The 14894-nt window shown below is 63.4% G+C and carries 14 protein-coding genes; all 14 read right to left on the minus strand.

Annotated features, from left to right (window positions below; genetic code table 11):
* Positions 1–93 precede the first annotated feature (93 nt).
* Positions 94–1002 (minus strand): hypothetical protein, encoded by a 909-nt coding sequence (locus tag P2Q66_RS17140; protein WP_275730082.1) that lies wholly within the window; start codon positions 1000–1002, stop codon positions 94–96.
* A gap of 251 nt (positions 1003–1253) precedes the next feature.
* Positions 1254–1820: a recombinase family protein gene (locus P2Q66_RS17145; RefSeq protein WP_275730085.1), complete on the minus strand. Its 567-nt coding sequence runs from the start codon at positions 1818–1820 to the stop codon at positions 1254–1256.
* A gap of 163 nt (positions 1821–1983) precedes the next feature.
* Complete coding sequence (locus P2Q66_RS17150) at positions 1984–3135, minus strand: DUF4041 domain-containing protein (RefSeq protein ID WP_275730087.1); 1152 nt, start codon at positions 3133–3135, stop codon at positions 1984–1986.
* Positions 3136–3350: 215 nt separating this feature from the next.
* Positions 3351–4547, minus strand: coding sequence for a hypothetical protein (locus tag P2Q66_RS17155; protein WP_275730089.1), 1197 nt, complete (start codon positions 4545–4547; stop codon positions 3351–3353).
* 696 nt (positions 4548–5243) lie between these two features.
* Positions 5244–5459 carry a hypothetical protein gene (locus P2Q66_RS17160; RefSeq protein WP_275730092.1) on the minus strand — a complete coding sequence of 72 codons (216 nt, stop codon included), beginning with the start codon at positions 5457–5459 and terminating at the stop codon, positions 5244–5246.
* A gap of 115 nt (positions 5460–5574) precedes the next feature.
* Positions 5575–6558 (minus strand): 3-hydroxyacyl-CoA dehydrogenase family protein, encoded by a 984-nt coding sequence (locus P2Q66_RS17165; RefSeq protein WP_275730094.1) that lies wholly within the window; start codon positions 6556–6558, stop codon positions 5575–5577.
* Between the two features lie 2 nt (positions 6559–6560).
* Positions 6561–7049 carry a ribose-5-phosphate isomerase gene (locus P2Q66_RS17170; protein ID WP_275730096.1) on the minus strand — a complete coding sequence of 163 codons (489 nt, stop codon included), beginning with the start codon at positions 7047–7049 and terminating at the stop codon, positions 6561–6563.
* A complete protein-coding gene (locus P2Q66_RS17175) occupies positions 7046–8815 on the minus strand; it encodes a dihydroxyacetone kinase family protein (RefSeq protein WP_275730097.1) in 1770 nt (589 codons plus the stop codon). Before P2Q66_RS17175 ends, P2Q66_RS17170 begins: the two co-directional genes overlap by 4 nt.
* A 50-nt stretch (positions 8816–8865) precedes the next feature.
* Positions 8866–9867, minus strand: a complete 1002-nt coding sequence (locus P2Q66_RS17180) for a sugar phosphate isomerase/epimerase family protein (RefSeq protein WP_275730099.1) — start codon at positions 9865–9867, stop codon at positions 8866–8868.
* A gap of 3 nt (positions 9868–9870) precedes the next feature.
* The gene (locus P2Q66_RS17185; protein WP_275730102.1) at positions 9871–10995 is read right to left on the minus strand and encodes a Gfo/Idh/MocA family oxidoreductase; all 1125 of its coding nucleotides are present in this window, start codon (positions 10993–10995) and stop codon (positions 9871–9873) included.
* Positions 10980–11678, minus strand: a complete 699-nt coding sequence (locus P2Q66_RS17190; RefSeq protein ID WP_275730103.1) for a ThuA domain-containing protein — start codon at positions 11676–11678, stop codon at positions 10980–10982. Before P2Q66_RS17190 ends, P2Q66_RS17185 begins: the two co-directional genes overlap by 16 nt.
* A 55-nt stretch (positions 11679–11733) precedes the next feature.
* The gene (locus tag P2Q66_RS17195; protein WP_275730105.1) at positions 11734–12738 is read right to left on the minus strand and encodes a sugar phosphate isomerase/epimerase family protein; all 1005 of its coding nucleotides are present in this window, start codon (positions 12736–12738) and stop codon (positions 11734–11736) included.
* A 27-nt stretch (positions 12739–12765) separates the two neighbouring features.
* On the minus strand, positions 12766–13959 hold the full coding sequence (locus P2Q66_RS17200; protein WP_275730108.1) for a Gfo/Idh/MocA family oxidoreductase: 1194 nt from the start codon (positions 13957–13959) through the stop codon (positions 12766–12768).
* Positions 13960–13988: 29 nt separating this feature from the next.
* Positions 13989–14894: a carbohydrate ABC transporter permease gene (locus P2Q66_RS17205; protein WP_275730111.1), complete on the minus strand. Its 906-nt coding sequence runs from the start codon at positions 14892–14894 to the stop codon at positions 13989–13991.

Consider the following 14894-nt stretch of genomic DNA (forward strand, 5'->3'; position numbering starts at 1 on the left):
AAAGAGCCGATAATAAAGATTATGTCAAGTAGCAACTGAAAGAGCCGCATAAACGCGTGATAAGCGACCTATGCTTTTAGCTTTGCTACTCGCCTACACCTTGGCCCTCTGCCTTCCATTGATGACGTCAGCTTCTTCGTGCGACTCTATGGCCGCTACAAGGGCACAAGCAAAGTCGGCCAGCGCAATAGCGTAGTCCACTGACCTTTGCCTTGGTCGCAGTTGCTTTTCAATTCTCTCTAAGTCCTCAACAATTGTTTCCAGAGGCCTACGGCCTTGACGAAAGTTCTCAAAATGAGGCCACATATTGAGTGTGATTTTTTGAGTGCCTTCGAAAAGGTTCGTCCACCGCAGGCTTCGTCCTGGCGCATCAGCTTTATTAGTCACCCAATCCACGCCGGCGCTCAGTAACCGCGGGCGGATAGACCTGTCCCAATATCGCCATGCGTCTTCGAGCTCCAGAACGCTTCTATCTTCGTCATCGGTCGGCCCGAATTCCTTGAAGGCTTCCTCCGACTCCGTTACGAGTGCGGAAGCATAGGCTAGTTGGTCTTCCTTTTCTTTTTGGCTAGTACCCCTGTCGCTTTCGTCAATCAGCAGGTGGCGACTCCAATGGACGCTGGCCTCTGCCCTTTTAAGCAGATCCTTCAAAGCATCAGTTGTGAGGTTCCCGCGCTCCAGACGGGTGGCGCGTTCACGCAAGTCCTTTGCGGAAGCCAATGCTAGCCGGTAGGCACTGAGTCTTTCGATGCGTTCGTCCTGGCGAACGGAAATGGCTTTTACTAAAACCAGCCCTAAAGGAAAGCCGAAGAAAGCTACTGCTGCTGAGGACGCTAGGTTGACCAGGAACGGACTCTCTCGCCACCACTGCTGAGAATCCATACTGATACCAAGCAAAATACAGGCGAGGGCGGCTAAGAAAGAAACCACTACGATGGTTTGCAAACCCCAGCTTAGATCTCGGAACGTTCGCGGGACGTTGTCCCAGTCCTCTTTGGCCACGTTTGCCTCCTTATGTGCTAAGACATCTTTGCACGCGTGAGTTCCAGGACTGGCGCAAAACGCGCTATGGCCTATTCTTAGGCTGCTATTAGGGGGGGCTCTCATTACGCAGGATTCTGCCCGACGCAGCCCCACCGATTTCCCCAACATGATCACTTGTCACCAAACCTGCGCAGTGCCGATAGCCGACGTTCCGTCAAGCTAGGGCTGCGCGAACTATTGCACATCGACGGCGGAGACAGGGGAGCGGCTCACTCCAGCTTGGCTTGGCGCAAATACTGGTAGACGGTCTCCCTGCTGATTCCGTAGTCACGGGCAAGGAGGGCTTTTGGAACTCCGGTGCCGGCGCGCTGGACGAGCTCGGCGGCCCGTTCCTGTGTGAGGGTCTTTTTCCGTCCTTTGTAGGCGCCGCGTTGCTTGGCTAGGGCGATGCCTTCCTTTTGGCGTTCCTTTATGAGGGAGCGTTCGAATTCAGCGAAGGCGCCCATGACGGAGAGCATGAGGTTGGCCATGGGGGAGTCCTCACCGGTGAAGACCAGGCTCTCTTTTATGAACTCCACCCGCACGCCTTTGCGGGTGAGACCCTGGACCAGGGCTCGCAGGTCATCGAGGTTGCGGGCGAGCCTGTCCATGCTGTGAACCACCACGGTGTCCCCATCTCGTGCGAACCGCAGCAGTTGCGTGAGCTCCGGTCTGGCAGTATCCCTGCCTGAGGCTTTGTCCATGAAGACCCGGTCCAGAATTTGGCCTTCGAGTTGGCGCTTCTCATTTTGGTCCAAAGTGCTCACCCGCACGTAGCCGATCCGCTGCCCGCTCACGTGGCCTCCTATCCTCGTCCTGTCAGGTTGAGTTCTAGGCCCGTTCAGGAAGGAAGTCAAGGCATTGTGGATACCGTTTCGAGGTGCACCAGCTGGTTTTGCGGCCGCAGTTGCAAGCGAATGATGGCCACCGCCCAACTGCTGAGCGCCGCGGGAAACGTCTCTATTGCTTAGCGATGGGCAGTGATGAAACCGTCGGTTCTTGGGAAGGCCGGTCCGGCCAGTGCTTGATGGATTGAAGGTATTCGGTAGCGTCCGCTTGTTCGCTGAATTCCAGAAGGTTCCCGACTTTTTCTACCAGTACGTCCCGCACCTCAGCTGGGGTGGCGAAGAAGAACTCCTTCCGTGGATTGGCCTGGTTCACGGCCTTCGTCGCGAAATGTTTATGGAGCTCGTTTTCCAAGGTGACGGCATCTTCAGAGAAGAAAAGAGTGTGGATGTCGAAGCGGAACGGTACTGATGCGCCGCTGAGCTCCGCGACGCGTTCCGCGGGTTCGAGCCGCCGTGTCAGGCCGATCTTGACGACGTCATCGCCAAAGGCTCCGCGGTTGGAGATCACGTAAACGTAGCCAGCGCGGATGTTAGCTGCCCGGAAGTCGTTCTGAGCGATGGCTTCGTCGATAAGCTCGAGCCTCCGCTCGAGATCGGCATCCCCCTGACCAGATGCTCGCATCGCGTTGAGAGCATTAAGGAGGTGGGCGCGTTCCTTGTCGAGCCGGGCCCGTTCCTCGGCGAGTTCGCGTTCGACGCGGCGTTCCTCGCGCAGACGAGCCTTTTCCTCTCGTTCTGCTTCTTTCTCCTCCTGCTTCTTCATGAGCCAGTCGGCAGTGAGCTCGATTTCTTCGACGCGCAGAGCGTGGAAGTCATCACTGATGTGCATTTCCATCAGTGCGCCCAGTTTTGCGATTGCCATGCGGGACGCATCGAGGCGACGCTTCGCCGTGACAACATTGCCTAGCTTTAAGGATCTGATGCTGTTGTCCGCCTCGGCGTTATAGGCGCGAAGCATCAGTTTGGCCAGGTCATCGGTCATGCGCCGGCCCTTGGCGAGGGAATTGTTGAAGGTGAACAGATTCGACTTCACGATCGCCTGCCCGGCTTTAACCAGTTCCGCGATTCGCCCTTCCACCTCGTCTAGCCGGTCACGAAACGATGCAGCATTCTCAAGCGGGTGGTGATACCGGTAAATGCCGACTTCCTGGAGCACTCGCGCGTCGTCGAGTTCAACGTATGGAGTGGATGCGTCGGTAGCATCGGAGAGTTGCCGCCGAAGAAGTTCATTTTCTGCCTCAAGAAATGCAACCCGTGCAGCCACTGAAGATACGGTGGGTTCCTCTTTGCTCGGTGATGATTCAGGTCCCGGCTCCGTGTCGGCCGGGGAGGGCGAATCTCCTGATGGCAGCCAGAGTTGCCATCCTGGCGGGGGTGCCGGCCACGAAGGGTCCGGCGTCCAGCCTGTCGGTGGCCGCCAGGACGCGGGGGGCTGGGGCCAGCCAGGAGGCGGATTGAAAACCAGATCAGCCGTCGTCATCAGGAGCGCCGAACTCCTGCGACATTCGCGGGTGCCAGCCCGAGTGGGTTCTTTGAGACTGCGGCACCCAAGTGTTCCAGAGTAGCCGCAGGCACCACCGCTGACAGGTCGATGGCAGAAAAGGCCTCACGTGATACCCCGACTGCGGCGAAAGGTATGTACGTTTCGTTGCCTGTCGCCGGGTTAATTGTCTGTGTTCCGACTTCCAGCGCGATGCTTTGTATCAGCGCGCGACGATCAGCTTCAAAGATTTCATGCAAAGTCCGCAGTACGACCTGGTGGACGATTCCCGCATATCGGTCCTTCGACTCTTTCTGTGAAAGCGCTACCGGCGTGATCTCGTCGCTGGCCTTTACGTACTTGTAGGACTTGATCGTGGGGACCTGGTCTGGGCTTGGGATGAGGACGCGCAACGCGAGTTCTGCTGTGCCAGGTTCAAACTCTGCCTCGTGCTCTACGGAGAATCCGTCGGGGTAGACGGAGTTGGCGAGCACGATGCCTACGTATTCCTGGACCGCTTCCACGGAACCGTAACTGAGATTTGTGATGAGTTGGTCGATCGAGGCGTTGTGCTCAGCAACCTCGGTCTCACGCGCGGCGCATTCGTCCTGGTACCGGGCTTGTGCTGCCGCCAGCCTTTGCTTTCGGTTGTTCTCATCGGCCGCATACCTATCAGCAACCGCCTGCCGCCGCCCGGGCAACTGGGCCATCTCATGCTCCCAAGACGAATAAGCTTCGGCAAACGCGGCCTCGGCTTGGGCTTGGGCCTCAGCAAGCTTCTTCTTGCGGCCAAACAGCCCGGTCGGGGGAGCGGGGGGTTCGAACACCGGGGCCGGGGGATCGGGCAGGGGTACAGGCGCGGGAATTGGGGTCTCGAGCCTCCGGTCAAACGGGGGATGTTCAGCCCTTCTGCGCAAGCTGGCAAGGTCAACGTAATCATCCACTGCCAGAGTCGATTCAAGGAGGCTGTCAACCTGATCGTAAACGCTTGCAAGCTGGGCGTTCAGCTGCTCGACTTCGGCCTGGCGGCTGGCCACGTGGGCGTCATGCGCTTCCTTCTCAAGGCGTTTGCGGTCCGCCTCGGAAGCACGCTGCAGTGCAGCCTGCGCCCTTTGCTCAGCTTTCCATGCCTGCTCGGCCCGGCGCGCCGACGCCGCCTGTTCCCGTGCCGCGGCTCGCTGGCGCTGTTCGGCCACTCTCGCTTGGTGCTGCATTTCCGCTAAAAAGCCACGACGCCGTGCCAAATCAAACCCCCAGATACAGTCTTCGTTCACATTAGCAAGTAACTGAAAGATTAAAGTATTCACCTAGCAGGCCGACCCGAAATTATTTAGTAGCCTGCATCAAAAGCGAGTCCTGACAGCAGGCGGCTCTGTCGCAATACGATCACCTCGGCTGCAGGCTAGTGGGCAGGGTCACGCGAAACCTCCGTCGCGGCCTCTCCGAGCTTGTGGAAGCCGTTGAATCGATTGATAATCGAGGCCTAGTTTTTGCTGGGAAGGCCGGAGCTCCGGCTTTACATAACGGCCACCACCATAACAACCACCATGCCGAACTCACAGGGAATCCTCAGGTTTACCGGCACATAATGGACCGGAGCTCCGGTCAACCGCTATTTGACTGGAGCTTCGCCAATTTCAGATCGCCACGGTTCAGGCCCTGCCCGAACACATGGTGAATTGAATTGGCGTGGTTGACGAAGACCTGGAGGGTCGTTCCGGGGTGGCACAGGAAACCTTCCGGGAGCCCCTCGCGGCGCCAGCTTTACATAAGGTCCGTTGTCGGCTTGAAAGCGCACCAACTGGTGGGCCGACTTCAGGTGAAGCGTGACGTCCAGGCGCAGCTCGATAAGACTTCGCTGCTTGAACCCGGCGAATCCGCCGACCTTGCCACTACGCCTTGGGGTCACTACCCAAGATGCGAAGCAGCTCGAGGGTCAGAAGGCGCAACTCCTCGTACCCGTGTTGGTAGAAAAGCGGGGTCATCTGATGCAGGGGAGTGTCGTCGAGTTCGCGCAGCATCCGCACCGCCTCTTCGATGACTTCCTGATCGTTTTCGTAGATTGAACCGTGCAAAGGCTGGGACTCTTCGGAACTCTCGGCGGCCATGGAATCCTCCGTCCTTGGGTTGGACCATTCACTTTAACTCTTGCGGTACGAATCGACTCCAATGCTAAGTCGATCGGTGGGCCCATGAGCACTTCAGCAGCGGAAGCCGCCCGTCTCAGCCCAGCGGCGCCGGGCCCAGCTCATCCAGCAGTTTCTGCATGGCCACGTAGGCCTTGTTGCGGTAGGCGATCAGCTCGGGAATCCGATCGGCCGGGACGTTGAGGAACCCGGCGCCGGTCTTGGTGCCGAGCTTTCCGGCCTCCACCAGATCGGACAGAATCGCAGGCGTGGCGAACCGCTCCGGGAAGTCCTTTTGCAGTGACTTGTAGCAGAAGTTGTACACGTCCAGCCCGGCCATGTCGGCGATGGCGAACGGACCGAAGAACGGCAGCCGGAAGCCGAAGGTGGTGCGGACCAGGGTGTCCACGTCGTCCGCCGTCGCGATGCCCTGCTCCACCAGCTGCGCCGCCTCGTGGAACAGCGCGTACTGCAGGCGGTTCAGCACAAAACCGGTGACGTCCTTGACCACGGCGGTCTGTTTGCCGGCGGCGTGGGCCAGCTCGCGGACCGTACCCACGGTGGAGGCAGACGTGCCAGCATGCGGAATGATCTCGACTCCCGGAATGAACGGGGACGGGTTCGAGAAGTGCACGCCCAGGAACCGCTCCGGGTTGCTCACCGGCCGGGACAACTCAGCTATGGAGATGGTGGAAGTGTTGGAGCCGATGATGGCATGCGCCCGGGCAGCGGCACTGATCCGCGAAAGCGTCTGGTGCTTGATCTCCATAACCTCGGGGACGGCTTCCTCAATGAAGTCGGCGTCGGCCACGGCCTCCTCGATGTCCTTTGCGGCCCAGAGGTTCTGCTTCAGGATTTCGGTGGAGCCGGCGGGGAACAGCCCGTCGGCCACGAACTGGTCAGACTCCACCAGGAGGCGGTCGTAATTGCTTTGGGCCACCTCTGCGGACACGTCGGAGAGGGCCACACGCGCCCCTCCCAGCGCCAGGACCTGCGCGATCCCGCCGCCCATGTAGCCCGAGCCGACGATGGCGATTTTCCGGGCGCCCGCAGATGCTGGGATGGTTGCTGTTTCGGTCATGATCAGACTGCCTTCGTGGATTCGGGCTCGTAGGAGCAGATGGCATCCACCTTCGCGGCGGAGGCTGAATTTTCGTCGAAGCGGTAGCCGAGCCATTCGCCCACCAGCTTCTTGGCCAGTTCCAGGCCGATGACCCGCTGGCCCATGGTGAGGACCTGCGCGTTGTTGCTCAGCACCGACCGTTCAACGGAGTAGCCGTCGTGGGCGGTGACGGCGCGGATCCCCGGCACCTTATTCGCCGCGATGGCCACGCCCAGTCCGGTACCGCAAATCAGCAGCGCACGGTCCGCCTCGCCCTGCGCCACTTTGCGGGCGGCGTCGACGGCGACATGGGGGTAGGCGGTCGTGTCGCCGGCACCGACCCCCACATCCACGACGGACGCGACGCGGCTGTCCGCTGCGAGCAGCGCCTTCAGCGCCTCCTTGTATTCGACGCCGGCCTCGTCGTTGCCGATGACGATGCGCCAGCCTGCTGCGCCCTCCGCACTCACGCCCGGGCTCCATTTCCGGCCACGGAAGCGGCCAGCCGGGAATCGGGCAGGGGCTGCGAAAAGTCGAGGTAATCAGAAATCCGTGTCGCGATCAGGGCAAAGGAAACCGCTCCGGGATCCGGGTGCCCCAGGCTTTTCTCGGCCAGCGGCCGGGCCCTCCCCTTCAGCGGGCGCAGGGATGCGGTGGCGTCGGCTGCCTGCCGGGCGGCGGTGACCGCTGAGGCCAGCGCCCCGGTCACTGGTGCGCCGTCGTCGAGCGCGGCCAGGAAGGCGTCCCGGAAGGGAAGCAGCGCGTCCACCATGGTCTTATCGCCCGGCTGCGCTTTGCCCAGGGTGGTGACGGCATCAGTGAATGCTGCCACGGCGGCCGCCGCGTCCTCCCCTCGGTACGAGTCCTTGGTGCCGAGAGTCCTGCCGGCAGCGGCCACGGCGGATCCCCACAGCGCCCCGGACGTTCCTCCCGCGCGTTCGCTCCAGGCTTCCCCCGCCGCCGAGAGGACACGCTGCACGGAAACTCCGGCTGCCGCGGCGTCCCGCGCGGCAGTTGCCGCCGCTACCGCGCCCCGCCGCATGCCGATCCCATGGTCGCCGTCGCCGGCAATGGCGTCCAGCCTGCCCAGTTCCTCAACATGTTCGACGACGGCGTCCCGCGCCTGGGCCAGCACGGCGGCTGCCAGCCGGCCCAGCGCAGCCGCTGCCGCCGTCGTGCCTTCCGTCTCAGCGGCCACGGCATCTTCCGGCCCTGCCAGTTCCCGCCGTGCGCGCGGTGCCATGCTGCCCTTGCGGAACCCAGGAGTGTCAGCCGGGGCGGCCCAATAGTGCTCCAGCTCCTCGTCAAGCCACAGCAGGGTCAGGGACAGGCCGGACATGTCCAGGCTGGTGACCAGTTCACCGCATTCGGGCTCCACGACGGTAAGGCCGGCGGTGGTGAGAAGCTTCTCAATCTTGCCGAACAGCACAAACAATTCCTCGTACTTCACCCGGCCCAGACCGTTGAGGATGGCCACCACGCGGTCTCCGGCGTCCTGGGGCTTGTCGGCAAGCAGCCGGGAGACGAGCAGTTCGGCCAGCTCGGAGGCCGTGGGCATTGGATGCTCGGAAATCCCCGGTTCACCGTGGATGCCCAGGCCCAGAGCCATCTTGCCGGCCGGCACGTGGAAGAGCGGTTCCGCAGCGCCCGGCAGCGTACAGCCGTCGAAGGCCACGCCGAGGGAGCGCGTGCGGTAGTTGGCGCGGACAGCAAGCCGTTCGACGGCGTCAAGGTCCAGTCCCGCTTCGGCCGCCGCGCCCGCAATTTTGAAGACCGTCAGGTCACCGGCAATGCCGCGGCGCTTGTCCATCTGGTCCAGGGGAGCGCTGGCGATGTCGTCCGTGACCAGCACCGTGCGGGTCTCGATGCCCTCGGCTTTCAGCCGCTGCTGCGCCTCGCCGAAATGGATCACGTCCCCGGCGTAATTGCCGTAGCTGAACAGCACCCCGCCGCCGGCGTCCGCCGCCTTGGCTACGCGGTAGGCCTGCCCGGCGGAGGGCGACGTGAAGATGTTGCCGCATACGGCACCAGTAGCCAGGCCGGGGCCTACCAGACCGGCGAAGGCGGGGTAGTGGCCGGAACCGCCGCCCGCCACCACGGCCACCTGGCCGGCAGGAACATCGGTGGAGCGGACCACGCCGCCGTCCACGCGGGCCACGTAGCCGCGGTTGGCGGCGGCAAAACCGTCCAGCGCCTCCTGCTCAAAGTTGGCAGGGTTGTCGAAGATCAGGGTCATGGTTTCCTCGTTGAAAATCCTTGGTATGTAGCCGTGAAGGCCTGCACCGGTTACACGCGGGCGGGTTCCGCCGCCGGCTGTTGCCGGCCCTGGACCACCTGGCTCTTGCCGAGCGCATAGCCGTCCTTCTTTGGCAGGACGTGGCGCCGCAGGTAGTCCTGGTTGCTGGCCGCCACGCTCAGGCCATCCCCGCCGTAATGTTCGGTGCAGAGGATGCCCTGGAACCCCACGGACAAGGCCAGCTTGAAGGCTTCGCGGTAATTGATCAGGCCGCTCTCCATGGGAGCCGGCATGGTGACGTACATGTCCCGCGCCACGTCCTCGTCGCGGCAGTAGTTCTTCATGTGCCAGTAGTTGGAGTAGGGAAGGGTCTTGGCCACCAGCTCCCGCCAGTCCTCCACCGGCCGGTGAAGGCGGATCAGGTTGCCGAGATCCGGGTTCAGTCCCACGTTCGGGAGGCCAATGTCCTGGACGAGGCGCACCGATGAATCCGCGGTTCCCAGGTACGTATCCTCGTACATCTCAAGCGAGAGCAGGACTCCCACCTCGGCCGCATGCCGGCCCAGTTCCCGGAGGCGGACCACGGCGTTGGTCCAGGTTTCCTCGTCTCCCACCGGGTCCTTGTGGCCGTCCACCGTCCAGAACCACAGCTGTTTCTGCTGCTCCGGCCTGATGGCCTGGTGGAGTCCGACGGAGACAACCTCGCAGCCCAGCTCGGCCGCCGCGTCAATGGTGCGGTGGCTGTACGCCAGGTTGGCTTCCCAGTTGGCTTCGTCAATGACGCTGCGGCGGATGGCGGAGATGGCCGGGATGCCGAGGCCGGCGTTCTCCGCCGCCTGCCTGAACTCCGCGAGGCGGTCCCGGCTGAGGTCACCGGGACGGACCCAGCTGTCCGTCAGGTCTGCGTTGGCGAACCCGGCGTCCTTGACCTCGGTGAACGCTTCCGCCCAGGCCGAGGGATCGGCGTCGTTGATGTGCATTCCCTGGGCGTCCGTGCCCGGGAACGGCAGCATGGCCGCGGCGATGGGCCAGGTGTCGGCTGTATAGGCCATGCCCTAGGAAGCTTCTTGGGGCTGGAGGGCATCCACATCGTCGGCCAGGACAGTCAGTTCCACGCTCTCCGGCCGTTCAACCGTGCTGGTGATGGGCACTGTCGAGCCGGTGTGGGCTGATTCGAGGACCGACTCCATCACTTCCAGGACGTGGTAGGCCAGGGTTCCGCCGGCCCGGGGCTCGGTGCCCTGCGGCGTGGAGGCCAGGTCGGCGATGCCGAAACCGCGTCCGGCGTCAACGTATCCGGCGGAGACGGGAAGGGTTTCCCAGGCGTCAGCGCCGAGGGCGAACAGCTGGACGTCGCCGTCAAAGTGGTTCGGGTCCGGCACCACCAGGGATCCGCGCTCGCCGTGGATCTCGATGTTCGGCGACTTGGACTTCACGGCATCGAAGCTCATCACCAGGGTGGAGAGTGCGCCGGAGGCGTGGACCAGGACGCCGGTCACGTGGGAATCGATATTAACGGGGACCTTTTCGCCCTGGCGCGGCCCGGAGCCGATGGTCCGCTCATCGCGGGTGTGGCTTGCGGCGCCGATGACTGAGACGACGGGGCCCAGCAGGGTGACCAGGGCCGTCACGTAATAGGGGCCCATGTCCAGGAGGGGTCCGCCGCCGGGCTGGTAGTAGAAGTCCGGATTGGGGTGCCAGCGCTCGTGCCCGGGCGTCACCATGGTGGCACTCGCGGAGATGGGGGCGCCGATCAGCCCGTCATCGATCGCCTTGCGGGCGGTTTGGATGCCGGTGCCAAGCACCGTGTCAGGAGCGCAGCCGACGACGACGCCCGCCTCGCGCGCTGCGTCCAGCATCTTGCGTGCCTGGCCGGTTGTGGCGGCGAGGGGTTTCTCGCCGTACACGCTTTTGCCTGCGGCAATTGCCTTCAGTGCCACCTCGGCGTGCGCCGCCGGGATGGTCAGGTTCAGGACGAGTTCGACGTCGTCCGCCGCGAGGAGCGACTCAACGGAAACGGCCCGGACGCCCTCGTACTGCTCCGCGACGGCCTGGGCGCGTGCGGGGTCGAGGTCCGCCACCGCCACCAGCTGGATGTCCCCGAGTCTCCGGAAACTGGCCAGATACTGCGCGATGATGGCTCCGCAGCCAATGATTCCTACTTTCAACGGCTTGCCCACAGCAGGCCCCTTTCGATGATGGTGCGGACGTTCTGGTCCTGGAGGATTTCGACACGGTGGCCGGGAGTTGTGACGAAGATGCGGCCCTTGCCCCACTGGCGCGTCCAGATGGCCGGTGAGGTGACTTCGCGGTTCCACGGGTCCCACTCCCGGACCTTCTGGGTGGTGGTGGCCAGGACGTCGATGTAGTCATCCGAGAGAACCCAGTACTGCTCGGTGACCAGGTCGAAGTCCGGGATGCCCTTGGTGATGGGGTGTTCCGCGGCCGCCGGCAGCATGTTCACCGTGTAGGGCACATAGTTGTCGGACTGCTCCCCAACGCACTCGTCCGGATGCTTGCCGGGGTGGCAGGCGAACTGGCCGCCGATCAGGTGCAGGTAGTCCGAGGTGTTCCGGTAGGAATCGGCGATCCCGCCGTGCCAGCCCGCCAGGCCGGTGCCGTTTTCCACGGCGGTCCGCAGCCCGGCCAACTCGTCCTTTTCGATGGTGCTCATGGTCATGCACTGCATGATCAGGTCCACACCCGCCATGTAGCCGGCGTCGGCGTAGACCTTGGGGGATTCCTCGACGCGGACGTCGTAGCCGTTGTCCTTGAGGTAGGGAATGAAGAGCTCGGTGGCCTCGTAGGGCTGATGGCCGTCCCAGCCGCCGCGGACCACCAGGGCATTCTTGCGATCTGTCATTGAGGAGTTCCTTTGTTTATCCACCGGCACGTTGAGGGCCGGCAGGAGGTTCGGGTCAGCGGCTGGCGAACGCGGCGTCGAAGGCCGCTGCGGGCGGGGCAATCCGGGCGAGTTCCTGGACCATGGCCAGCGCCTGCGGTGCACCGATGAGCCTGTCCATTCCGGCGTCCTCCCATTCGATGCTGGTGGGGCCGTCGTAGCCGATGGCGTTCAAGGTCCTGAAGATCCGGTTCCACTGGACGTCGCCGTGGCCGGCCGTGACAAAGTCCCAGCCGCGCCGCGGGTCCGCCCACGCCAGGTGGGAGCCCAGGCGGCCGTTGCGGCCATCAAGCTGCCGGACCGATTCCTTCACATGGACGTGCAGGATGTGTTCGGCGAAGTCCTGCAGGAACATCACCGGGTCCAGGTCCTGCCAGATGAAGTGGGACGGATCGAAGTTCAGTCCGAAGTTCTTGCGGTGGCCGATGGCTTCCAGGGTGCGCTTGGCGGTCCAGTAGTCGTAGGCGATTTCGGAGGGGTGGACCTCCAGTGCGAAGCGGACACCCTCCTCCTCGAAGACGTCCAGGATGGGGTTCCAGCGGTCGGCGAAGTCCTGGTAGCCGGCGTCGATCATTGCCTCGGAGGCGGGCGGGAACATGGCGACGGCCTTCCAGATGGAGGAACCGGTAAAACCTGTAACGGTCCTGACGCCGAGGCGCGCGGCTGCGCGGGCTGTGTCCTTCATCGACTCGGCGGCGCGGCGGCGCACTCCTTCAGGATCGCCGTCGCCCCAGATCCCAGCGGACAGGATGCCCTGGTGGCGTTCGTCGATGGGGTCGTCGCACACGGCCTGGCCGGTGAGGTGGTTGGCGATGGCGAAGACTTTCAGGTGGTTCTTCTCCAGGATGTCCAGCCGGCCCTGGAGGTAGTTGTCGTCCTCGGCGGCGCGGCGCGGGTCCAGATGGTCGCCCCAGCAGGCGATCTCGAGCCCGTCGAAGCCCCACTCGCCGGCGAGCCGGGCCACCTCCTCAAAGGGCAGGTCGGCCCACTGGCCGGTAAAAAGCGTGATGGGTCGTGTCATGGCCGTTCCTTGTCCTGTCGTCATTGCCTAGACCTTTTGCCATTGGCTGGAGTTGGCGGCGCTGGCTTCCACGGCCGCGAGCACCCGCTGGACCTGCAGGGCGTCGGCAAACGATGGTTCGGGCTGGCGGCGCTCGCCGATCGCCGTCACCAGGTCCACTACCTGGTGGGTGAAGCCGTGTTCGTAGCCCAGGCCGTGGCCTGTGGGCCACCAGTTGCCGACGTACGGGTGCTCGGGCTCCGTGACGAAGATCTTGCGGAAGCCGGCGTCCGGGGATTCGGCCGCGTCGTAGAAGGACAGGACGTTCATGTCCTCGAAGTCGAAGGCCAGTGAACCTTTGGTGCCGTTGACTTCCAGGCGCATGGCGTTCTTCCGGCCCAGCGCGTAACGCGTGGCTTCGAAGACGCCGATCGTGCCCATGGCGCCAGCGCCGCCGTCGAACTTTGCGCTGAAAATCGCTGCGTCATCCACGGTGACCGCTCCCCGGGGCGCGTCGCTGCCGGCGTCCCCGTGGCCGCCGAGGCCCACCAGGTCACCGGCCAGCGGCCTCTCGGTGACAAACGTTTCGAGCAGGGCGGACACACCGCTGATGGTGTGGCCAGTGACCCACTGGGCCGCATCGATGCTGTGTGCTCCAATGTCGCCCAGGGAGCCGGACCCGGACTTGCTCTTGTCCAGCCGCCACGTCATGGGGGCGTTGGCATCGGAGAGCCAGTCCTGCAGATACTGTGCCCGGACGTGCCGGATGTCGCCCAGCCGGCCTTGTTCCACGAACCGCTTGGCCAGGGCCAGGGCGGGCGTACGGCGGTAGCTGAAGCCGCACATTGACATGATGCCCTGCTTGGCGGCGGTCTCCGCCGCAAGGGTCATCCGCTCGGCCTCCTCCACTGAGTTCGCCAGCGGCTTTTCACACAGCACATGCTTGCCGGCTTCAAGGGCGGCGATGGCAATTTCGGCGTGGGTGTTGCCGGGCGTGCAGATGTCGATGAGGTCGATGTCGTCCCGCTCGATCAGGCGGCGCCAATCCGTTTCGACGGATTCCCAGCCCAGCTTGTCCGCGGCGGCGCGGACGCCCTCGGCGTTCCGGCCGGCAACCGCGGTGAGCTCCGGCTGCAGCGGCAGGTCGAAGAACCGTGGGGCCGTTCGCCAGGCGTGGGAGTGCGCTGCACCCATAAAGGCGTAGCCCACCATGCCGACCCGCAGGGGTTTTGCGGTGGTCATGTGCATTTCCTTTCGTGAGAATCGTGGTCCTACTTGCTGAAGCCGGCGGTGAGGCCGCTGAGCAGCTGGCGGCGGCCCACGACGTAGAGCACGAGGATGGGCAGCGTGCTGAGCACCACCGAAGCCAGAACAGCCGGAATGTTGACGCTGTACTCGCCCTGGAACGTCCACAGCCCGAGGGGCAGGACGCGCAGGTCCGGGCTCTGGGTCAGGACCAGCGGAAGCAGGAATCCGTTCCAGACGTGCAGGCCGTTGTAGATTGCGACGGTCACGATGGCGGGACGGGTCAGCGGGAGGGCCAGCCGCCACATGATCTGCCACTCGCTGCAGCCGTCCAGGCGCATCGACTCGAACAACTCGTTTGGCACGTCGCGGATGAAGTTGGACAAAATCAGCACCGTCAGCGGGATGGCAAAGGCTACGGACGGCAGCATCAGCGCCAGCAGGCTGTCGTACAGGTTGAGGCGGATGATCATCAGGTAGATCGGGATGATCGTGGCCTGGAGCGGGATGGCCAGTCCCATAAGGAACAGGCCGTTGACCAGTTTGAGGAACCTGCCGCTGCCCCTGACGATGGCGAACGAGGCCATAAATGAAACCAGCACCGCCGGAACCACCGAACCGATCGTAACGATGGAGCTGTTCATGAAGTACGTGGCGAAGTCGGCTTCCAGGACCAGCTGGTAGTTTTCCAAAGTCGGTGATGTGGGAAGTGCCAGCGGATTCTGCCCGAAGTAGCCTTCCTGCGTCTTCAGGCTGGTGATGACCACGTAGTACACCGGGATGATGATGATGGCGAGCCAGATCCAGCCGCCGAGGCCGGCCGGGATGTTGAACTGCCTCAGCCGGGAACCGAACCCCCGCTTCGCGGCGGCGATATTGGCGGGGGAGCCGACCCGGGCCTCCTCCGTGCTGTTACTCAGGACGGTACTCAC

Source organism: Arthrobacter sp. Cr_A7, from assembly GCF_029222765.1.
Lineage (GTDB): Bacteria > Actinomycetota > Actinomycetes > Actinomycetales > Micrococcaceae > Arthrobacter.